Origin of the sequence: Vibrio sp. TRT 1302, from assembly GCF_050113875.1 — a bacterium.
Lineage (GTDB): Bacteria > Pseudomonadota > Gammaproteobacteria > Enterobacterales > Vibrionaceae > Vibrio.
On sequence record NZ_JBNJOF010000010.1, the window covers coordinates 19,004 to 36,659 of the forward strand.

General features: G+C 45.3%; 29 protein-coding genes. 6 read left to right on the plus strand and 23 right to left on the minus strand.

From position 1 onward, the window contains the following. Nucleotides 1-29: 29 nt before the first annotated feature. Complete coding sequence (gene cobA / locus ACQEXP_RS12935) at nucleotides 30-893, minus strand: uroporphyrinogen-III C-methyltransferase (protein ID WP_269377120.1); 864 nt, start codon at nucleotides 891-893, stop codon at nucleotides 30-32. Between the two features lie 260 nt (nucleotides 894-1,153). On the opposite strand from cobA, the gene cpdB reads away from it, so the two are divergent. The 4 genes from cpdB (at nucleotide 1,154) to ACQEXP_RS12955 (ending at nucleotide 5,239) form a co-directional block, all read left to right on the plus strand. Further along, nucleotides 1,154-3,115 (plus strand): 2',3'-cyclic-nucleotide 2'-phosphodiesterase, encoded by a 1,962-nt coding sequence (gene cpdB / locus ACQEXP_RS12940; RefSeq protein WP_269377118.1) that lies wholly within the window; start codon nucleotides 1,154-1,156, stop codon nucleotides 3,113-3,115. A 125-nt stretch (nucleotides 3,116-3,240) separates the two neighbouring features. Beyond that, nucleotides 3,241-3,804, plus strand: coding sequence for a Crp/Fnr family transcriptional regulator (locus ACQEXP_RS12945; protein WP_426970411.1), 564 nt, complete (start codon nucleotides 3,241-3,243; stop codon nucleotides 3,802-3,804). Nucleotides 3,805-3,875: 71 nt separating this feature from the next. Next, nucleotides 3,876-4,328 (plus strand): GNAT family N-acetyltransferase, encoded by a 453-nt coding sequence (locus tag ACQEXP_RS12950; RefSeq protein WP_426970346.1) that lies wholly within the window; start codon nucleotides 3,876-3,878, stop codon nucleotides 4,326-4,328. Nucleotides 4,329-4,330: 2 nt separating this feature from the next. After that, nucleotides 4,331-5,239 (plus strand): DMT family transporter, encoded by a 909-nt coding sequence (locus tag ACQEXP_RS12955; RefSeq protein ID WP_426970348.1) that lies wholly within the window; start codon nucleotides 4,331-4,333, stop codon nucleotides 5,237-5,239. Here the strand turns inward: ACQEXP_RS12955 and ACQEXP_RS12960 are convergent. Further along, entirely contained in the window at nucleotides 5,185-5,754 is a 570-nt protein-coding gene (locus ACQEXP_RS12960; protein ID WP_426970350.1) for a LysM-like peptidoglycan-binding domain-containing protein, read from the minus strand. The two genes, ACQEXP_RS12955 and ACQEXP_RS12960, sit on opposite strands and share 55 nt — an antisense overlap. 234 nt (nucleotides 5,755-5,988) lie before the next feature. Here ACQEXP_RS12960 and ACQEXP_RS12965 point away from each other — a divergent pair, with 234 nt between their 5' ends. Together ACQEXP_RS12965 and ACQEXP_RS12970 are read left to right on the plus strand one after the other, a co-directional pair. Next, nucleotides 5,989-6,609: an FKBP-type peptidyl-prolyl cis-trans isomerase gene (locus ACQEXP_RS12965; protein ID WP_006878533.1), complete on the plus strand. Its 621-nt coding sequence runs from the start codon at nucleotides 5,989-5,991 to the stop codon at nucleotides 6,607-6,609. A gap of 110 nt (nucleotides 6,610-6,719) precedes the next feature. Then, nucleotides 6,720-7,217, plus strand: coding sequence for a DUF2780 domain-containing protein (locus ACQEXP_RS12970; protein WP_426970352.1), 498 nt, complete (start codon nucleotides 6,720-6,722; stop codon nucleotides 7,215-7,217). 152 nt (nucleotides 7,218-7,369) lie between these two features. Here ACQEXP_RS12970 and rplQ read toward each other — a convergent pair whose 3' ends face one another. From rplQ to rpsC, 21 genes are all read right to left on the minus strand, one after another. After that, complete coding sequence (gene rplQ, locus ACQEXP_RS12975) at nucleotides 7,370-7,750, minus strand: 50S ribosomal protein L17 (protein WP_005383141.1); 381 nt, start codon at nucleotides 7,748-7,750, stop codon at nucleotides 7,370-7,372. A gap of 26 nt (nucleotides 7,751-7,776) precedes the next feature. Continuing rightward, nucleotides 7,777-8,769, minus strand: a complete 993-nt coding sequence (locus tag ACQEXP_RS12980) for a DNA-directed RNA polymerase subunit alpha (RefSeq protein ID WP_004410407.1) — start codon at nucleotides 8,767-8,769, stop codon at nucleotides 7,777-7,779. A 24-nt stretch (nucleotides 8,770-8,793) separates the two neighbouring features. Beyond that, complete coding sequence (gene rpsD, locus ACQEXP_RS12985) at nucleotides 8,794-9,414, minus strand: 30S ribosomal protein S4 (protein WP_138972785.1); 621 nt, start codon at nucleotides 9,412-9,414, stop codon at nucleotides 8,794-8,796. 27 nt (nucleotides 9,415-9,441) lie between these two features. Beyond that, nucleotides 9,442-9,831 carry a 30S ribosomal protein S11 gene (rpsK, locus tag ACQEXP_RS12990; RefSeq protein ID WP_001118870.1) on the minus strand — a complete coding sequence of 130 codons (390 nt, stop codon included), beginning with the start codon at nucleotides 9,829-9,831 and terminating at the stop codon, nucleotides 9,442-9,444. A gap of 18 nt (nucleotides 9,832-9,849) precedes the next feature. After that, a complete protein-coding gene (rpsM, locus tag ACQEXP_RS12995) occupies nucleotides 9,850-10,206 on the minus strand; it encodes a 30S ribosomal protein S13 (RefSeq protein WP_005450559.1) in 357 nt (118 codons plus the stop codon). Between the two features lie 147 nt (nucleotides 10,207-10,353). Then, entirely contained in the window at nucleotides 10,354-10,467 is a 114-nt protein-coding gene (gene rpmJ, locus ACQEXP_RS13000; RefSeq protein ID WP_000868186.1) for a 50S ribosomal protein L36, read from the minus strand. Nucleotides 10,468-10,494: 27 nt separating this feature from the next. Continuing rightward, the gene (gene secY / locus ACQEXP_RS13005) at nucleotides 10,495-11,829 is read right to left on the minus strand and encodes a preprotein translocase subunit SecY (protein WP_004410423.1); all 1,335 of its coding nucleotides are present in this window, start codon (nucleotides 11,827-11,829) and stop codon (nucleotides 10,495-10,497) included. Nucleotides 11,830-11,849: 20 nt separating this feature from the next. Then, nucleotides 11,850-12,284 (minus strand): 50S ribosomal protein L15, encoded by a 435-nt coding sequence (gene rplO, locus ACQEXP_RS13010; RefSeq protein WP_138972784.1) that lies wholly within the window; start codon nucleotides 12,282-12,284, stop codon nucleotides 11,850-11,852. Between the two features lie 5 nt (nucleotides 12,285-12,289). Then, nucleotides 12,290-12,466: a 50S ribosomal protein L30 gene (gene rpmD, locus ACQEXP_RS13015; RefSeq protein ID WP_000201159.1), complete on the minus strand. Its 177-nt coding sequence runs from the start codon at nucleotides 12,464-12,466 to the stop codon at nucleotides 12,290-12,292. Nucleotides 12,467-12,473: 7 nt separating this feature from the next. Next, nucleotides 12,474-12,977, minus strand: coding sequence for a 30S ribosomal protein S5 (rpsE, locus tag ACQEXP_RS13020; protein ID WP_004745894.1), 504 nt, complete (start codon nucleotides 12,975-12,977; stop codon nucleotides 12,474-12,476). Nucleotides 12,978-12,991: 14 nt separating this feature from the next. Continuing rightward, nucleotides 12,992-13,345: a 50S ribosomal protein L18 gene (rplR, locus tag ACQEXP_RS13025; RefSeq protein WP_038175185.1), complete on the minus strand. Its 354-nt coding sequence runs from the start codon at nucleotides 13,343-13,345 to the stop codon at nucleotides 12,992-12,994. Between the two features lie 9 nt (nucleotides 13,346-13,354). Continuing rightward, nucleotides 13,355-13,888, minus strand: a complete 534-nt coding sequence (gene rplF / locus ACQEXP_RS13030; protein ID WP_269377108.1) for a 50S ribosomal protein L6 — start codon at nucleotides 13,886-13,888, stop codon at nucleotides 13,355-13,357. A gap of 12 nt (nucleotides 13,889-13,900) precedes the next feature. Next, nucleotides 13,901-14,293, minus strand: coding sequence for a 30S ribosomal protein S8 (gene rpsH / locus ACQEXP_RS13035; RefSeq protein WP_006878391.1), 393 nt, complete (start codon nucleotides 14,291-14,293; stop codon nucleotides 13,901-13,903). 29 nt (nucleotides 14,294-14,322) lie between these two features. Next, a complete protein-coding gene (rpsN, locus tag ACQEXP_RS13040; protein ID WP_269377106.1) occupies nucleotides 14,323-14,628 on the minus strand; it encodes a 30S ribosomal protein S14 in 306 nt (101 codons plus the stop codon). Nucleotides 14,629-14,645: 17 nt separating this feature from the next. After that, complete coding sequence (rplE, locus tag ACQEXP_RS13045; protein WP_005450569.1) at nucleotides 14,646-15,185, minus strand: 50S ribosomal protein L5; 540 nt, start codon at nucleotides 15,183-15,185, stop codon at nucleotides 14,646-14,648. A gap of 23 nt (nucleotides 15,186-15,208) precedes the next feature. Beyond that, entirely contained in the window at nucleotides 15,209-15,526 is a 318-nt protein-coding gene (gene rplX / locus ACQEXP_RS13050; protein WP_269377105.1) for a 50S ribosomal protein L24, read from the minus strand. 12 nt (nucleotides 15,527-15,538) lie between these two features. Next, on the minus strand, nucleotides 15,539-15,910 hold the full coding sequence (gene rplN, locus ACQEXP_RS13055; RefSeq protein ID WP_053410103.1) for a 50S ribosomal protein L14: 372 nt from the start codon (nucleotides 15,908-15,910) through the stop codon (nucleotides 15,539-15,541). 164 nt (nucleotides 15,911-16,074) lie between these two features. After that, complete coding sequence (rpsQ, locus tag ACQEXP_RS13060; RefSeq protein WP_005450571.1) at nucleotides 16,075-16,329, minus strand: 30S ribosomal protein S17; 255 nt, start codon at nucleotides 16,327-16,329, stop codon at nucleotides 16,075-16,077. Beyond that, the gene (gene rpmC / locus ACQEXP_RS13065) at nucleotides 16,329-16,520 is read right to left on the minus strand and encodes a 50S ribosomal protein L29 (RefSeq protein ID WP_004410456.1); all 192 of its coding nucleotides are present in this window, start codon (nucleotides 16,518-16,520) and stop codon (nucleotides 16,329-16,331) included. The genes rpsQ and rpmC overlap by 1 nt, the downstream gene beginning before the upstream one ends. Next, nucleotides 16,520-16,930 carry a 50S ribosomal protein L16 gene (gene rplP / locus ACQEXP_RS13070; RefSeq protein ID WP_005379577.1) on the minus strand — a complete coding sequence of 137 codons (411 nt, stop codon included), beginning with the start codon at nucleotides 16,928-16,930 and terminating at the stop codon, nucleotides 16,520-16,522. Before rplP ends, rpmC begins: the two co-directional genes overlap by 1 nt. An 11-nt stretch (nucleotides 16,931-16,941) precedes the next feature. Next, nucleotides 16,942-17,640 (minus strand): 30S ribosomal protein S3, encoded by a 699-nt coding sequence (rpsC, locus tag ACQEXP_RS13075; protein WP_114787361.1) that lies wholly within the window; start codon nucleotides 17,638-17,640, stop codon nucleotides 16,942-16,944. Nucleotides 17,641-17,656: the final 16 nt, after the last annotated feature.

The following is a 17,656-nucleotide window of genomic DNA, read 5'->3' on the forward strand; positions in this document are numbered from 1 at the left end:
TACGAGCTTCTGACTAATCAAATAATGAGTTATGCGAATTGGCGCTGTTGTGCGCTAGGCTGTGGAGTGAACCACGCCAGCTTGTCTGACAGTGACACCACTTCACCAATGACGATGAGAGACGGCGATTGCGCGTCTTTTGCAAGTTCAGCCAGTTGAGATAGCTGACCTTTGAATATTCTTTGTGTTGACTGAGTTCCACGCTCAATAATGGCGATTGGAGTCTCAGGGCTACGGCCGTGCTCAATCAACTGATGTTCAATATATTCAGACTTCATTAAGCCCATATAGATCACCAGCGTTTGGTTGCCGCGAGCCAACGTAGACCAGTCCATCTGGTCACTTTCTGCTTTCAAATGCCCTGTTATAAACATAGCAGATTGAGCGTAATCCCTATGGGTTAACGGTATGCCCGCATAAGCTGTCGCACCCGCTGCGGCGGTAATACCAGGAACGACATGAAAAGAAACTCCTGCGTCCGCTAATACTTCAAGTTCTTCACCACCGCGGCCAAAAATAAACGGATCACCGCCCTTGATGCGAGCAACACGGTGACCTTGTTTAGCAAAGTCCACCAATAGCTGATTGGTTTTTTCTTGAGGGACACTATGGTGGCCAGCGCGCTTACCAACACACACCGTAATCGTGTCACTAGGAAGGAGGGACATAATGTCTTCAGAAACAAGATAGTCGTATAACACGACATCCGCTTGCTGCAAGAAACGCATTGCCTTCAACGTTAACAACTCTACGTCGCCAGGGCCTGCACCGATAAGTGCCACTTCACCTTTACCGAGCACGCTGCGACCAAAAGTATTTAAATCCATCTGATTACTACGCTGTGCACGTTGAGCGTTCAAAGGGAATTGAGAAACGGTTTCCTTGCGAGCCATAATGTCATCCTTCAATGTCTATGGAAGCATTATGTATCTGTAGCTTTATTACCTGAAATTCTAAAATTTCATTTTTTATATCAATTTCTGATAAGAACAATAAACCGTACTATAGCCTCTTTATCGAATTTTGAGAGATTCTTTGCATAACACCAATACAGCACTGCTCTAGATCACAATTAATTACCCAATGAAACAATTGTTTCACTTCATTTTGTTAAATTAGACGCGTCTTATTTAACGCTATCGGAGCTTAAAAAATGAAAGCAGCAGTGAAACCCCTGTCTCTTGCAGTACTTGGTGGTATGTTGGCCATGGCTGGTCCAGTAATGGCAGATACGATCAAACTTCGTATTGTCGAAACGACTGATATTCACACTAACGTCATGGACTATGACTACTACAAAGACAAGCCATCGCAACAGATTGGTCTTACTCGCACTGCTACTCTGGTTAAACAAGCTCGTGCCGAAGTAGAAAACAGTGTACTTGTTGATAATGGTGACCTAATTCAAGGCAGCCCTATGGGAGACTATATGGCAGCGAAAGGCATTGAAAAAGGCGAAGTACACCCAGTATACAAAGCGATGAACCAGTTGAATTACGATGTGGGTAACATTGGTAACCATGAGTTTAACTACGGTTTAGAGTTCCTTGCAGAAACTATCAACGACGCTGATTTCCCTTATGTCAGCGCAAACGTATTCGACAAGAAAACTGGCGAGCATTACTTCAAGCCATACATCATTAAATCTCATACATTTAAAGACGTTGATGGCGTAGAACACGAAATCAAAGTGGGTTACATCGGTTTTGTTCCACCGCAAATCATGGTGTGGGATAAGAAAAACCTAGAAGGCAAAGTCTTCGCTAAAGACATCAAAGAAACGGCTGATAAGCTAGTGCCTCAAATGAAAGCGGAAGGTGCTGACGTCATCGTTGCTATCCCGCACTCTGGCGTATCTTCAGATCCACATAAAGTAGGTGCAGAAAACTCTACATACTACCTTTCTCAAGTAGACGGTATCGACGCCATTGCTTTTGGTCACTCTCATGCTGTCTTCCCAGGTAAAGGCTTCGATAACATTCCAGGTATTGATAACACAAACGGTACGATCAATGGTGTCGCAGCGGTTATGCCTGGTCGCTGGGGTAGCCACGTTGGTGTCATTGATCTTGAACTGAAAGAAAAAGACGGTAAATGGACGGTTGTAAAAGGCCAAACTGAAGCTCGTCCGATCTACGACAAGAAAACGAAAACTTCACTTGCAGAAGCAGATGCTGAGATGGTGAAAGCGCTTGAAGCTGACCACAAAGGGACTCGTGATTTCGTTAACCAGCCAATCGGTAAAGCTAACGACGTGATGTACAGCTTCTTAGCGTTAGTACAAGACGATCCAACAGTACAAATTGTTAACCTTGCACAAAAAGATTACGTTGAGCGCTTTATCCAAGGCGATCCTGACCTAGCAGACATTCCTGTTCTTTCTGCTGCTGCACCATTTAAAGCTGGCGGTCGTAAAAATGATCCAGGTAACTTCACTGAAGTAGAATCGGGTCAGTTGACTTTCCGTAACGCAGCAGACCTTTACCTATACCCGAACACTCTCGTTGCGATGAAAGTAACCGGCACTGAAGTGAAAGAGTGGTTAGAGTGTACAGCGGGTCAGTTTAAGCAAATTGATGTGAACAGCACTGAGCCACAAAGTCTGATTGACTGGGATGGTTTCCGTACCTACAACTTCGATGTTATTGATGGCCTGAACTATCAAATTGATGTCACTAAGCCGGCGAAATATGACGGCGACTGTAAGGTGATCAACGAAGGTGCTGAACGTATAGTTAATCTTACTTACCAAGGTAAGCCAATCGATATGAAGCAAGACTTCATCATCGCGACAAACAACTACCGTGCATACAGCAACAAGTTCCCTGGCACAGGCTCTGATTTTGTCGCGTTTGACTCACCAGATGAAAACCGTTCAGTAATCGCAGCTTACATTACTCGCGTAAGTAACGAAAAAGGTGAATTCACGCCAAGCGCAGACAACAACTGGTCATTTGCACCAATTAAGTCAGATAAGAAACTGGACATCCGTTTTGAGACTTCACCAAGTGATAAAGCGGCGAAGTTTATCGAAGAAAAAGGCCAGTATCCAATGAAACGCATGGGCACTGATGATGTAGGTTTCGCGGTTTATCAAATCGACCTTCAGAAATAACCCTCTTTTCCATTGAAACAAAGCCGCACTGTTAGTTGCGGCTTTTTTTTCATCACTGGTCAATGGTAGCGAGTTGGGGAAGTGCGTTAGAATCTCTACCTATCCCATTCAAAGATAAACACGCTATGTTTGATAACTTTCGACAGCAACTGACCCACAATGGATTTACCAGCCAAGAAATTGATCAACTGACTCTGTCAGCACGACAACTTGAGCTGCCGACCCGTCATATCCTGCTACATCAAGGCCAGGTAGCAGAAGAGATCTATTTTCTCGTATCGGGTATCTGTCATTCATGTTACTTGACGGAAAAAGGCAAAGAGTTCAGCAAAGAGTTCTATTGGGAAAATGACTGGCTTATCGGCTTTGAAAGCTTAATCAAACAGCAGGCCTCACCTTATCTGCTCGAATCTCTTACGCCCTGCACCATGATTTCTCTCCCTATTGCAGCCCTCCGTCAGTGGCGAGATGAAAAGCACAGCATTTACTTAAAGCTGCTTGAAACTCAGTTAATGTATAAAGAAAACAAAGAACGATTTATGCTGCTCTACAGCCCAGAGGAACGTTACCAACTTTTCTGCCAGCATTACCCCGAATTGCTTGAACGGCTCAATGACTATCAAGTCGCTGCTTACCTAGGAATCACACCAATCAGCTTGAGTCGTATCAAAAATCGCCGCCAAAATTAACAATTGTTAATGTCGCCAAGCGATTGAGTTGTTACATTCGCCTTAACAGATATCAACAAGGCAAAACACGTATGGTCACTTGGCAACTAATTCCCTTTTCACAGCTGACAACCACTCAGCTTTATCAACTACTTAAACTCAGAGTGGATGTATTTGTCGTTGAGCAAACATGCCCATACCCCGAACTGGATGACAAAGATCATCAAGAGGGTGTACATCATCTACTTGGTTATCAAGATGGGCAGTTGGTTGCGGGCGCTCGGTTGATACCGAAGGGATTAAGCTATCCAAGTGTCAGCATTGGACGCGTGGCTACCTTAGCAAGCCATAGAGGTGGCGGACTTGGCCATCAGTTACTCAAGCAAGCATTGGCTGGGTGTGAATCTTTGTGGCCAGGAGAGAAAATAGAGATTGGTGCACAAGAGCATCTGGCTGACTTTTATCAGCAACATGGCTTTGTCCAAACCTCAGATATGTATCTTGAAGACGATATACCGCATATCGATATGAAGTTGGACAAATAGACGTGGCAGCTTCAGCGACCTATGTCGCGATCCTCCTACTCATCGTAGGCAACTTAGCGGCATCTTTGTCTGATGTCGCAGTAAAATTACTGGATGGTGATGTGTCTACCTTCCAGTATGTTTTCGTTCGTCAACTACTTTCAACTTTAGTGATCTTTCCCTTTTGGTGGAAACAAAAGCCGACTCAGAAAAAGCTCTATAGCCCAGGTCTCAACTTATTCCGTGCGCAACTGATATTAATTGGCAGTGGATGCATGGTCATTGCCATCACTCACCTGACCCTAGCGACAGCAAACGCCGTCTTTTATGCAGCCCCTTTATTGATGCTACCGCTAGCTGTATTGCTTCTAGGAGAGAAAATCACTTGGACGCGTGCGATTGCATCACTGTTCGGTTTTGTCGGCGTGCTAGTGGTTCTCAGGCCTTCAGAATTTCATTGGGCGGCGACGTTCGCCTTAGGAACAACGTTAACTCTGGCACTCTTCAACGTCACTGCTCGTAAATTACCGGCGGAACAAACCATCATCAGTACGTTATTTTGGACATCGTTGTTATCTCTGCCTCTCTCATCGGTATTAGCCTTGATTTACTGGGCGCCGATAACCTATCAGCAAATCATGCTGATTTTGGCAAGTGCTGGATTAATTTTGAGTTACAATGGATTGGCTGTCATGGCTTATCGACGTGCACAAGCAAGCCAGATTTCTGTAGCAGAAAATTCAGGGTTAGTGTTCGTCGTTATTATTGGTGTGGTTTATTTTGACGAGGTGCCAGACTGGCTGACAGTAATAGGGATAACCATGATTATGTTACCCCTTGTCCCGTGGAAAACACTGATTAAAAACGGAAGGATAAGTTACTTACTGCGACCAAAGCCACCATCAGAAAGACGGAAGAACATAACAGACTGATTGTTCTTTTCGAGTTGAAGGATATCCAATTGCCCATTCTCCGCCAACTTAAAGCGGACAAGCTGCCCTTGCTTAATTTGGCTTAGAGGTTTGTCCGCACCTTCAACTTTTACCAAAGCATTGAGATCCGCCATAGCTAAACCATTGCTGCGAAACACTTGTGCCAATGTATCACCACTCTTAACCTGATACTCTTTCCAAGTGTCAGAAGCCAGTGATTGCTGCTGTCGGCTTTGTTGCTCGCTCAAACTACGTGTATCAATGTCAATCTCGACTCGTTGGACTGGCGAGGTTTGTGATTCAGTCCCCCCCGTCGAATCGGGTAACGGAATCACCAATAAAACCAGCAAGACAGGCACTAAGATCATTAAACCACGTTGGTGAAGCTTAGGAAGCAGGTTCCAGCGCTGTAGGACTGCACCCTTTATTTTGAGCCAATCAATAGCACTAAACTTTTTCTTCACTACATCAACGTAATCAACTTGCTGCTGTTTTTTCTTTTTTCTGCGATTCATCGCACCTTGTCTCCAAACGGGTTTCGCTCTAAGTATAAAAAACCAAGCCCCCATGAGTATAGGAATTTTCGCTCAACAAAGTAATCGCTGGGTCAAAACTTGCTATCAAGTCATAGAAAGTCGATCTTAATCTCACATTGCCCTACTCGACAGACTATATGGGAGCGACCGTTTCATCATAGCGCCATTACTGGTATCCTTTACTGCTTTATACACCATACAAAGAGAGACATCATGTCTGAAGTTAAATTTGAGACTGTAGAGCAAAAAGCTAGCTACGGTATCGGTCTACAGATGGGTCAGCAACTTGCTGGTTCTGGTCTAGAAGGTCTAAACGTTGACGCTATCGCTGCAGGTATCGCTACAGCACTAGTTGGTGAGCAACCAGCTATCGAAATCGACGAAATCAACAACGCTCTTCAAGAGTTACACACTCGCGTTGAAGCGGCACGCCAAGAAGCAGCAAAAGCAGCTGCTGCAGATGGCGAAGCGTTCCTAAAAGATAACGCTCTACGCCCAGAAGTAACGGTTCTTGAATCTGGTCTTCAATACGAAGTGATCACTGAAGGTACTGGTGAAATCCCAACTTCAGACAAGCAAGTTCGCGTTCACTACCACGGTGAGCTAACTGACGGTACCGTTTTCGACAGCTCAGTATCTCGCGGTCAACCAGCTGAGTTCCCAGTGACTGGCGTTATCAAAGGTTGGGTTGAAGCACTACAACTGATGCCTGTAGGTTCAAAGTGGAAACTATACATCCCACAAGATCTTGCATACGGTGAACGTGGCGCTGGCGCTGCAATTCCACCATTTGCAGCTCTAGTATTCGAAGTAGAACTACTAGATATCCTTTAATTTATTAACAAATTAAAGCGAACAAAACGGCGGCCATTGTGCCGCCGTTTTTTATGTATGATACTTATTCGACAGGTCTATCAATGATCTCGTTTTTTTAAGGAAACAAGATGAATAAGAAAATTGTACTGGCAGCGATCGTGAGCATGGCGTTAATGGGATGCCAAACTACATCAGGTAGCAACACCAACACAGGCAGTGATAATGCCTACAGCAGCTTAGCAAATGCGGCTTTAACGGGCGCGGTTCAGGCGTGGTCGTCACAAAGTACAGGTAGCAGCGATTTAGTTTCTACACTGCAAAATAGTGCCAACATATCTTCTGAGCAAGCCATTGGCGGTCTAGGCTCAATGTTAGCGCTGGCGCAAAACTCTCTTAATAGTAGTCAAAGCAATGAAATGGCGGGGTTAATACCTGGTTTTGACTCTCTACAGTCAAGCGGCTTAACAACAATGATTGCCAATAATGAAACAGTTAAAAGTGCATTCTCAGCATTGGGCATGGATCCATCGCTAATCTCTACCTTTGCTCCAATTATTATCAGCGCACTGCAGAACCAAGGAGCAAGTAATGGACTATTGGATAGCTTAGGGGCAATTTGGCAATAAGCGAAAAACCTTTTTAAGGTTGACGTTAAAGCGTCAACTTTTTAAACGCCCTATCAGAGACGGATCTCTACCTTGCTAACGTATCCTTTGCCTATCTTTCAGGTACAAAAAAACCGAGCTAACGCTCGGTTTTTTCGTTCGTACGAACCTGATTACTCAGCAGCTTCTTCAGCAGCTGGGCGATCTACAAGCTCAATGTAAGCCATTGGAGCTTTGTCACCAGCACGGAAGCCAGCTTTTAGGATACGAGTGTAACCGCCCTGACGAGCAGCGAAACGTGGACCTAGTTCGTTAAATAGTTTTGCAACTACTTCGTTGTCACGAGTACGTGCAAATGCTAGACGACGGTTAGCAACGCTGTCAGTCTTAGCTAGTGTAATCAAAGGCTCAACTACGCGACGTAGCTCTTTTGCTTTTGGCAGTGTAGTCTTGATAACTTCATGACGTACTAGAGAGCTAGCCATGTTGCTAAACATCGCTTTACGATGTGAGCTGTTGCGGTTGAGTTGACGACCACTCTTACGATGGCGCATGACCTAATCCTTCTAACTATTATCGATTAATCTTCAGCGATAGACGCTGGTGGCCAGTTCTCTAGGCGCATGCCAAGAGAAAGACCACGTGATGCAAGTACGTCTTTAATCTCAGTAAGAGATTTTTTACCAAGGTTAGGCGTTTTAAGTAGCTCAACCTCAGTACGCTGTACAAGATCACCGATGTAGTGAATCGCTTCTGCTTTCAGACAGTTAGCAGAGCGAACTGTTAGTTCAAGATCGTCTACAGGACGCAGTAGGATCGGATCGAATTCTGGCTTCTCTTCCTTCTCCTCAGGTACACGTACATCACGAAGATCTACGAACGCATCCAATTGTTCAGCTAGGATAGTAGCTGCACGACGGATTGCTTCCTCAGGGTCTAGAGTACCGTTCGTTTCCATGTCGATAACAAGCTTGTCTAGGTCTGTACGCTGCTCTACACGAGCCGCTTCAACAGAGTAAGCAATCTTGTCTACTGGGCTGTACGTAGCGTCAACCAGTAGGCGACCAATAGGACGCTCATCTTCTTCAGTATGGATACGAGCCGAAGCTGGAACATAACCACGACCACGTTCAACTTTGATACGCATTGCGATCTCAGCGTTGTCATCTGTTAGGTGACAAATTACGTGTTCAGGGTTAGCGATCTCTACATCACCATCATGGGTGATGTCACCTGCAACCACAGGGCCCGAGCCTGATTTGTTCAAAGTAATGAACACTTCATCTTTGCCTTCGGCAACGCGTACAGCAAGACCTTTAAGGTTAAGTAGGATTTCAAGAATATCTTCTTGAACGCCTTCTTTAGTGCTGTACTCATGAAGTACGCCTTCGATCTCTACTTCTGTTACAGCACAACCTGGCATAGAAGATAGAAGAATACGGCGAAGTGCATTACCAAGAGTATGGCCAAAACCACGCTCTAATGGCTCAAGAGTTACTTTTGCGTGAGTCGTGCTAACCTGTTCGATGTCAACAAGACGTGGCTTAAGAAATTCTGTTACAGAACCCTGCATTGTGTCCTCTCTTTAGTTTAAACCTTACTTAGAGTAAAGCTCGACGATCAATTGTTCGTTGATGTCAGCAGATAGATCTGAACGCTCAGGCAGACGCTTGAACGTACCTTCCATCTTACCACCATCTACTTCAATCCAAGTTGGTTTTTCACGTTGTTCAGCAACTTCTAGAGCAGCCTTGATACGAGATTGCTGTTTAGCTTTCTCGCGGATAGAAACAACGTCATTAGCCGCAACATTGAAAGAAGGAACGTTTACAACTTTACCGTTAACTAGGATAGCTTTGTGGCTAACTAGCTGACGTGCTTCTGCGCGAGTTGCACCAAAGCCCATGCGGTAAACTACGTTATCAAGACGACCTTCAAGAAGCTGAAGTAGGTTTTCACCAGTATTGCCTTTTAGGCGAGCAGCTTCTTTGTAGTAGTTACGGAATTGTTTTTCTAGAACGCCGTACATACGACGAACTTTTTGCTTCTCACGAAGCTGAACGCCATACTCAGATAGACGACCGCGACGAGCGCCGTGTACACCTGGTGCGTTATCAATTTTACACTTGGTATCGATCGCGCGTACACCAGACTTAAGGAATAAGTCAGTACCTTCGCGACGGCTAAGCTTCAGCTTAGGACCCAAATATCTTGCCATGATCTTTCTCCAGTAATCTAAAAAACGTTATACGCGACGTTTCTTAGGTGGACGACAACCGTTATGAGGGATTGGTGTAGCATCAACGATGTTTGTGATGCGGAAACCAGCAGCGTTCAGTGCGCGAACAGTAGATTCACGACCTGGACCTGGACCCTTAACCATAACTTCCAAGTTCTTTAGACCGTACTCTTTAGCCATTTCAGCACAACGCTCAGCAGCAACCTGTGCAGCGAACGGAGTAGACTTACGAGAACCACGGAAACCTGAACCACCTGCAGTAGCCCATGCTAGAGCGTTACCTTGACGGTCAGTAATAGTTACGATTGTGTTATTGAAAGAAGCATGGATGTGCGCAACGCCATCTGCAACTTGCTTGCGTACGCGCTTACGAGCGCGAGTTGGTTGTTTAGCCATTGTACTCTACCTTCCCGATTATTTCTTGATCGGCTTACGCGGACCCTTACGGGTGCGAGCATTGGTTTTAGTACGCTGTCCACGTAGTGGTAGACTGCGACGATGACGAAGACCACGGTAACAGCCAAGGTCCATAAGACGCTTGATGTTCATTGATACTTCACGACGTAGATCACCTTCTACAGTGTACTTAGCTACACCATCACGCAGTTGATCGATCTGCTCTTCAGTTAGTTCACTGATCTTAACATCTTCAGCAATGCCCACTTCAGCTAGGATAGCTTGAGAGCGAGTCTTACCGATGCCGTAGATCGCAGTTAGTGCGATTACAGCATGTTTTTGATCAGGAATGTTAATGCCTGCAATACGGGCCATTATTCACTCCTAGTGTTTCATAAAAGAATTAGCCGCAGCAAAGCCCGTTTCGGATACGCTGCGGAATACTACTTCTTTTGCACGCAAAAGGTAGGCCGAGGAATATACTCGACACTACCTTATATTTCAAGTAAAAATTTCTGCTAATTAGCCTTGGCGCTGCTTGTGCTTTGGCTCACTGCAAATCACGCGAACGACACCGTTACGCTTGATAACTTTACAGTTACGGCAGATTTTTTTAACGGAAGCACGAACTTTCATTGCTAAACTCCGTAAATGAAACCTAAATTAACGACCGTAGCCTTTTAGGTTTGCCTTTTTCAACACAGAATCATACTGTTGAGACATCAGATGAGTCTGTACCTGTGCCATAAAGTCCATAATTACAACAACTACGATAAGTAGTGATGTACCGCCGAAGTAGAAACGTACGTTCCACGCGACCATCATGAACTCCGGAATCAGACAGATAAAGGTAATGTAAAGCGCACCAGCAAGGGTTAAACGCGTCATTACTTTATCAATATACTTAGCTGTCTGCTCACCTGGGCGGATGCCGGGTACGAATGCACCTGACTTCTTCAAGTTATCTGCTGTTTCACGCGGGTTGAATACCAACGCCGTGTAGAAGAAACAGAAGAAAATTATCGCTGCTGCATAAAGCATTACATACAGAGGCTGACCTGGGCTAAGAGCCAAAGACACGTCAGTTAACCAACCGAACGCGCTGCTCTCACCATTCTGACCAAACCACTGAGCCAGTGTTCCTGGGAACAGGATAATGCTTGACGCAAAGATTGCTGGAATAACACCTGCCATATTAATTTTAAGTGGCAAGTGAGTGCTTTGTGCAGCAAATACCTTACGACCTTGTTGACGCTTCGCGTAGTTTACAACGATTCGACGTTGACCACGCTCCATGAAAACAACGAAGTAGATAACTGCAAAAGCAAGTACAGCAATCAACAACAGAAGAAGTACATGCAATTCACCTTGACGCGCTTGCTCGATTGTTTGACCGATTGCAGAAGGCAATCCAGCAACAATACCTGCAAAGATAAGTAACGAAATACCGTTACCAATTCCACGCTCAGTAATTTGTTCACCTAACCACATCAGGAACATGGTGCCGGTTACTAAACTTACGGTAGCAATAAGCGTAAACATGGTTTGGTTGATAACAACCAGATTATCGACCATGTTTGGTAGGCCTGTTGCGATACCTATAGCCTGGAATGTTGCAAGTACAAGCGTGCCGTAGCGTGTGTATTGGCTGATCTTACGACGGCCTGCTTCACCCTCTTTTTTGAGTTCAGCTAACGCTGGATGAACTACAGTTAGCAGTTGGACAACAATAGATGCCGAAATATACGGCATGATGCCCAACGCTAATATAGATGCACGCTCAAGAGCACCACCGGAGAACATGTTAAACATTTCAACGATGGTACCTTTTTGCTGTTCGAACAAATCGGCAAGTACAGCAGCGTCAATACCAGGAATCGGCACGAAAGAGCCGGCTCGGAATACTAAAAGTGCACCAATTACGAATAATAAGCGCGACTTTAGCTCACTTAAGCCGCTCTGAGCACTACGAAAATCTTGTCCTGGTTTCTTAGCCATCTGTACCTCGTTCCTCGAGATTATTCCTCGATTTTACCGCCTGCAGCTTCGATTGCAGCTTTAGCGCCTTTAGTCACACGTAGACCTTTAACAGTCACTGCTTTGTTGATTTCACCAGATAGAACAACTTTTACGAATTCGATGTTCTTAGTGATAACGTTAGCAGCTTTAAGGCTGTTTAGATCTACTACGTCACCAGTTACTTTCGCTAGCTCAGCTAGACGAACTTCAGCAGACACTAGGCTCTTACGAGAAGTGAAACCGAATTTTGGTAGACGTTGTTTTAGAGGCATCTGACCGCCTTCAAAACCTGGACGAACAGTGCCGCCAGAGCGTGACTTTTGACCTTTGTGACCGCGGCCACCAGTTTTACCTAGGCCAGAACCGATACCACGACCTACACGTTTAGCAGTAGTCTTAGCACCAGCAGCTGGTGATAGAGTATTCAAACGCATTCTGATTACTCCTCAACTTTAACCATGTAGTAAACCTTGTTGATCATACCGCGTACGCACGGAGTATCTTCAAGTTCTACTGTGTGGTTGATTTTACGAAGACCTAGACCACGAAGCGTAGCTTTGTGCTTAGGTAGACGACCAATTGAGCTTTTAGTTTGAGTTACTTTAATAGTTGCCATGGTGTTCTTACTCCGAAATAGATTCAACAGTTAGACCACGTTTAGCAGCAACCATCTCTGGTGACTTCATGCTACCTAGTGCATCGATCGTAGCACGAACGATGTTGATAGGGTTCGTAGAACCGTATGCTTTAGATAGAACGTTGTGTACACCAGCAACTTCTAGTACTGCACGCATCGCACCACCTGCGATAACACCAGTACCTTCAGCAGCAGGCTGCATGTAAACTTTAGAGCCCGAATGGCGACCTTTCACTGGGTGGTGAAGAGTACCTTCGTTAAGCGCGATCGTAGTCATGTTACGACGAGCTTTTTCCATTGCTTTTTGGATCGCTGCAGGTACTTCACGAGCTTTGCCGTAACCGAAACCTACACGACCGTTACCGTCACCAACTACTGTTAGCGCAGTAAAGCTCATGATTCGACCACCTTTAACCGTTTTAGAAACGCGGTTAACTGCGATTAGCTTTTCTTGCAAATCATTCGCTTGAACTTGTTGTTCTTTAGCCATCTTCCAACCCTACCTTAGAATTTCAGACCAGCTTCGCGAGCAGATTCTGCTAGCGCCGCCACTCGACCGTGGTATTGGAAACCAGAACGATCAAATGCAACTGCTTCTACGCCTTTTTCAAGAGCGCGCTCAGCAACAGCTTTACCTACTGCTTTAGCTGCATCGATGTTACCAGTGTTCTTAACTTGCTCACGGATCGCTTTTTCTACAGTAGAAGCTGCTGCGATAACCTCAGAGCCGTTAGCTGCAATAACCTGAGCGTACACGTGACGAGGAGTACGGTGTACTACTAGGCGAGTTGCACCCAGTTCTGCAATCTTACGACGTGCGCGTGTAGCACGACGGATGCGAGATGCTTTCTTATCCATAGTGTTACCTTACTTCTTCTTAGCTTCTTTAGTACGCACATTTTCATCTGCGTAACGAACACCTTTACCTTTGTAAGGCTCAGGCTCACGGTAAGAACGAATGTCAGCCGCAACCTGACCAACAAGTTGTTTGTCACAACCAGTGATCACGATTTCAGTTTGGCTTGGACACTCAGCTTTAATACCCTCTGGCAATTCATGCTCAACAGGGTGAGAGAAGCCTAGAGTTAGACCTACAGCGTTGCCTTTGATAGCAGCACGGTAACCAACACCCTTAAGGGTAAGCTTCTTAGTAAAGCCTTCAGTAACGCCAACAACCATGTTGTTAACTAGAGCGCGAGCAGTACCTGCTTGAGCCCATGCGTTAACTACACCTTCGCGTGGACCGAAAGTAAGATTGTTTTCTTCCTGAGCTACAACTACTGCGTCGTTAAGAACGCGAGATAGTTCGCCTTTAGCACCTTTTACAGTGATTTCTTGGCCGTTTAGTTTCACCTCTACGCCAGCTGGAATAGCGACAGGTGCTTTTGCAACACGAGACATATTCTACTCCTATTACGCTACGTAGCAGATGATTTCACCACCAAGACCTGCTTTACGTGCAGCACGGTCTGACATAAGACCCTTGGAAGTTGAAACGATAGCAACACCAAGACCACCCATTACAGAAGGAAGTTCATCTTTCTTCTTGTAAACACGTAGACCTGGACGAGAAACACGTTTAAGTTGCTCGATTACTGGTTTAGCTTGGAAGTACTTAAGAGTAACTTCAAGCTCAGGTTTAACTTCGCCTTCAACAGCGAAATCAGTGATGTAACCTTCAGCTTTTAGTAGTGCAGCAATTGCAACTTTAAGCTTTGAAGAAGGCATTTTAACAGCAACTTTGTTTGCTGCCTGACCGTTACGAACGCGGGTCAGCATATCCGAAATCGGATCTTGCATGCTCATATGATTTACTCCAAATGATTAAGTGGCAATTACCAGCTAGCCTTACGAAGACCCGGAATCTCGCCTTTCATGCAAGCTTCACGAACCTTAATACGGCTTAGACCGAACTTACGTAGGTAACCGTGTGGACGACCAGTTTGGTTACAACGGTTGCGCTGACGTGATGCACTTGAATCACGTGGAAGAGTTTGCAGTTTAAGAACCGCATTCCAACGATCTTCTTCTGATGCGTTTACATCGCTAATGATAGCTTTAAGCGCTGCACGCTTTTCAGCGAACTTAGCTACAAGCTTCGCACGTTTTGCTTCACGTGCTTTCATTGAATTTTTAGCCATAACAGTAACCCTTCACCTTACTTACGGAATGGGAAGTTAAAGGCAGCCAGCAGAGCACGGCCTTCCTCATCAGTACCAGCAGACGTCGTAATAGTGATGTCTAGACCGCGTACTCGATCAACTTTATCAAAGTCGATTTCCGGGAAGATGATTTGCTCGCGAACGCCCATGCTGTAGTTACCGCGTCCGTCAAAAGACTTAGCGCTAACACCACGGAAGTCACGTACACGTGGAAGAGCGATAGAAATTAAACGCTCAAGAAAATCCCACATACGTTCGCCACGCAAGGTTACTTTACAACCGATAGGGTAGCCTTCACGGATTTTGAAACCTGCAACAGATTTACGAGCTTTAGTGATAAGTGGCTTTTGACCAGAGATCGTTGCCATATCAGCAGCTGCGTTTTCTAGCAGTTTCTTATCGTTGATTGCTTCACCAACACCCATGTTTAGGGTGATTTTCTCGATTCTAGGGACTTGCATGACGCTTGTGTAGCTAAACTGTTTGGTCAGTTCAGCGACTACAGACGACTTGTAGTAATCATGCAGTTTCGCCATAGTAGAACTCCAAATTACTTCTATTAGTTAGAAACGGTTTCGCCGTTAGACTTGAAGAAACGAACTTTCTTGCCATCTTCGAAACGGAAACCGATACGGTCAGCTTTACCAGTAGCTGAGTTAAAGATTGCAACGTTAGAAGCATCAATTGCTGCTTCTTGTTCAACGATGCCACCTTGTTGACCTAGAGCCGGAACCGGCTTTTGGTGCTTCTTAACAAGGTTGATACCTTCAACAATAACTTTACCAGTTGCTAGAACCTTAGTTACTTTACCTTTCTTGCCTTTATCTTTACCAGCAAGAACGATTACTTCGTCATTACGACGGATTTTAGCTGCCATCTTACGTGCTCCTTACAGAACTTCTGGAGCCAGTGAAACGATCTTCATGAACTTATCGCCACGAAGTTCGCGAGTCACAGGACCAAAGATACGTGTACCGATTGGTTGCTCAGTGTTGTCATTTAACAATACGCAAGCATTACGGTCGAAGCGAATGACAGAACCGTCTGGACGACGTACGCCTTTACGGGTGCGAACTACCACCGCCTTCAGTACATCACCTTTTTTAACTTTACCGCGAGGAATTGCTTCCTTAACTGTAACTTTGATGATGTCACCGATATGTGCATAACGGCGGTGAGAGCCACCCAGAACCTTAATACACATTACGCTGCGAGCGCCTGAGTTATCAGCTGCGTCCAGCATACTTTGCATTTGGATCATGTTAGTGCTCCGCTAAATATATAAAAAAACTAGACCCTCACGGGTCGGGCTGCCTCTTTAAAAGGGACGCGAATTGTACCACCCTTTTTTATTAATGGGTAGTCAAAAAATAAACGGCTCCAAAAAAAATTTTGGAGCCGTTTTTGTTTATAGAAGAGTGAAGATTACATCTTCGCCTTTTCTACAACTTTTACCAAAGTCCAAGACTTAGTCTTAGACAGTGGACGACACTCTGCGATTTCAACTTTGTCGCCTAGGCCACATTCGTTGTTTTCGTCATGTGCGTGTACTTTAGTCGTACGCTTTACGAATTTACCGTAAATTGGGTGTTTAACCATGCGTTCGATAGCAACAACGATAGACTTGTCCATCTTGTCGCTAACTACACGACCTTGTTGAGTACGTTTTACTTCGCTCATTATGCGCCTGCCTTCTCAGTCAAAACAGTTTTCACACGTGCGATATCACGGCGTACAGCTTTCAGAGTATGAGTTTGCTGTAGCTGACCAGTTGCAGCTTGCATGCGCAAGTTGAACTGTTCGCGTAGCAAATTCAATAGCTCAGCGTTAAGCTCTTCAACGCTTTTCTCGCGTAGATCTTGTGCTTTCATCACATCACCTGCTTAGTTACAAATGTAGTTTTGAATGGCAGTTTGCGAGCCGCTAGACGGAACGCTTCACGAGCCAATTCTTCAGGTACACCACCCATTTCGTACATAACCTTACCAGGTTGGATTTGGGCTACCCAGTACTCAACGTTACCTTTACCCTTACCTTGACGAACTTCAAGTGGTTTTTCTGTGATAGGTTTGTCTGGGAACACACGGATCCAGATTTTACCTTGACGCTTAACGTGACGTGTCATTGCACGACGTGCCGCTTCGATTTGACGAGCAGTTAGACGACCACGGCCTACAGCTTTAAGACCGAATTCGCCGAAGCTTACATCAGTACCTTTAGCTAGACCACGGTTACGACCAGTCTGAACCTTACGGAACTTAGTACGTTTAGGTTGTAGCATCTGTCGACTCCTTACTTACGGCCTTTGCGCTGCTTCTTAGGCTTATCGCCTTTAGGCTCTACAGCGTTAGCTGCTGGCATACCGCCTAGAATCTCACCTTTGAAGATCCAAACTTTAATGCCGATCACACCGTATTGGGTGTGAGCCGAAGAAGTTGCGTAATCAATGTCAGCACGTAGAGTGTGTAGAGGTACACGACCTTCACGGTACCACTCAGAACGTGCGATTTCAGCGCCGCCTAGACGACCGCTTACTTCTACTTTGATGCCTTTAGCGCCTAGACGCATAGCGTTTTGTACCGCGCGCTTCATAGCACGACGGAACATAACACGACGCTCTAGCTGAGACGCGATGCTATCACCAACAAGCTGTGCATCTAGCTCAGGTTTACGTACTTCAGCGATGTTAATTTGCGCTGGTACACCTGCGATTTTAGCTACAGCTGCACGTAGTTTTTCTACGTCTTCACCTTTCTTACCGATTACTACGCCTGGACGAGCAGTGTGAATAGTCACACGGATGCTCTTAGCAGGACGCTCGATAACGATGCGTGAAAGTGATGCTTTTTTCAGTTCACTTGTAAGGAACTGACGTACCTTGAAGTCGCCGTCTAGGTTGTCAGCGAATTCTTTGGTGTTAGCAAACCATGTAGCATTCCAAGGCTTAACGATGCCTAAACGAATACCATTAGGATGTACTTTTTGACCCATTGCTTACTCTCCTAGT

Excerpts from the sequence above, each read along its gene's own strand:
- cobA (WP_269377120.1), bottom strand. The coding sequence starts at position 893 with ATGGCTCGCAAGGAAACCGTTTCTCAATTCCCTTTGAACGCTCAACGT.
- cpdB (WP_269377118.1), top strand. The coding sequence starts at position 1,154 with ATGAAAGCAGCAGTGAAACCCCTGTCTCTTGCAGTACTTGGTGGTATG.
- ACQEXP_RS12945 (WP_426970411.1), top strand. The coding sequence starts at position 3,241 with ATGTTTGATAACTTTCGACAGCAACTGACCCACAATGGATTTACCAGC.
- ACQEXP_RS12950 (WP_426970346.1), top strand. The coding sequence starts at position 3,876 with ATGGTCACTTGGCAACTAATTCCCTTTTCACAGCTGACAACCACTCAG.
- ACQEXP_RS12960 (WP_426970350.1), bottom strand. The coding sequence starts at position 5,754 with ATGAATCGCAGAAAAAAGAAAAAACAGCAGCAAGTTGATTACGTTGAT.
- ACQEXP_RS12965 (WP_006878533.1), top strand. The coding sequence starts at position 5,989 with ATGTCTGAAGTTAAATTTGAGACTGTAGAGCAAAAAGCTAGCTACGGT.
- ACQEXP_RS12970 (WP_426970352.1), top strand. The coding sequence starts at position 6,720 with ATGAATAAGAAAATTGTACTGGCAGCGATCGTGAGCATGGCGTTAATG.
- rplQ (WP_005383141.1), bottom strand. The coding sequence starts at position 7,750 with ATGCGCCATCGTAAGAGTGGTCGTCAACTCAACCGCAACAGCTCACAT.
- ACQEXP_RS12980 (WP_004410407.1), bottom strand. The coding sequence starts at position 8,769 with ATGCAGGGTTCTGTAACAGAATTTCTTAAGCCACGTCTTGTTGACATC.
- rpsD (WP_138972785.1), bottom strand. The coding sequence starts at position 9,414 with ATGGCAAGATATTTGGGTCCTAAGCTGAAGCTTAGCCGTCGCGAAGGT.
- rpsK (WP_001118870.1), bottom strand. The coding sequence starts at position 9,831 with ATGGCTAAACAACCAACTCGCGCTCGTAAGCGCGTACGCAAGCAAGTT.
- rpsM (WP_005450559.1), bottom strand. The coding sequence starts at position 10,206 with ATGGCCCGTATTGCAGGCATTAACATTCCTGATCAAAAACATGCTGTA.
- rpmJ (WP_000868186.1), bottom strand. The coding sequence starts at position 10,467 with ATGAAAGTTCGTGCTTCCGTTAAAAAAATCTGCCGTAACTGTAAAGTT.
- secY (WP_004410423.1), bottom strand. The coding sequence starts at position 11,829 with ATGGCTAAGAAACCAGGACAAGATTTTCGTAGTGCTCAGAGCGGCTTA.
- rplO (WP_138972784.1), bottom strand. The coding sequence starts at position 12,284 with ATGCGTTTGAATACTCTATCACCAGCTGCTGGTGCTAAGACTACTGCT.
- rpmD (WP_000201159.1), bottom strand. The coding sequence starts at position 12,466 with ATGGCAACTATTAAAGTAACTCAAACTAAAAGCTCAATTGGTCGTCTA.
- rpsE (WP_004745894.1), bottom strand. The coding sequence starts at position 12,977 with ATGGCTAAAGAACAACAAGTTCAAGCGAATGATTTGCAAGAAAAGCTA.
- rplR (WP_038175185.1), bottom strand. The coding sequence starts at position 13,345 with ATGGATAAGAAAGCATCTCGCATCCGTCGTGCTACACGCGCACGTCGT.
- rplF (WP_269377108.1), bottom strand. The coding sequence starts at position 13,888 with ATGTCTCGTGTTGCAAAAGCACCTGTCGCTATTCCAGCTGGCGTAGAG.
- rpsH (WP_006878391.1), bottom strand. The coding sequence starts at position 14,293 with ATGAGCATGCAAGATCCGATTTCGGATATGCTGACCCGCGTTCGTAAC.
- rpsN (WP_269377106.1), bottom strand. The coding sequence starts at position 14,628 with ATGGCTAAAAATTCAATGAAAGCACGTGAAGCAAAACGTGCGAAGCTT.
- rplE (WP_005450569.1), bottom strand. The coding sequence starts at position 15,185 with ATGGCGAAACTGCATGATTACTACAAGTCGTCTGTAGTCGCTGAACTG.
- rplX (WP_269377105.1), bottom strand. The coding sequence starts at position 15,526 with ATGGCAGCTAAAATCCGTCGTAATGACGAAGTAATCGTTCTTGCTGGT.
- rplN (WP_053410103.1), bottom strand. The coding sequence starts at position 15,910 with ATGATCCAAATGCAAAGTATGCTGGACGCAGCTGATAACTCAGGCGCT.
- rpsQ (WP_005450571.1), bottom strand. The coding sequence starts at position 16,329 with ATGAGCGAAGTAAAACGTACTCAACAAGGTCGTGTAGTTAGCGACAAG.
- rpmC (WP_004410456.1), bottom strand. The coding sequence starts at position 16,520 with ATGAAAGCACAAGATCTACGCGAGAAAAGCGTTGAAGAGCTTAACGCT.
- rplP (WP_005379577.1), bottom strand. The coding sequence starts at position 16,930 with ATGCTACAACCTAAACGTACTAAGTTCCGTAAGGTTCAGACTGGTCGT.
- rpsC (WP_114787361.1), bottom strand. The coding sequence starts at position 17,640 with ATGGGTCAAAAAGTACATCCTAATGGTATTCGTTTAGGCATCGTTAAG.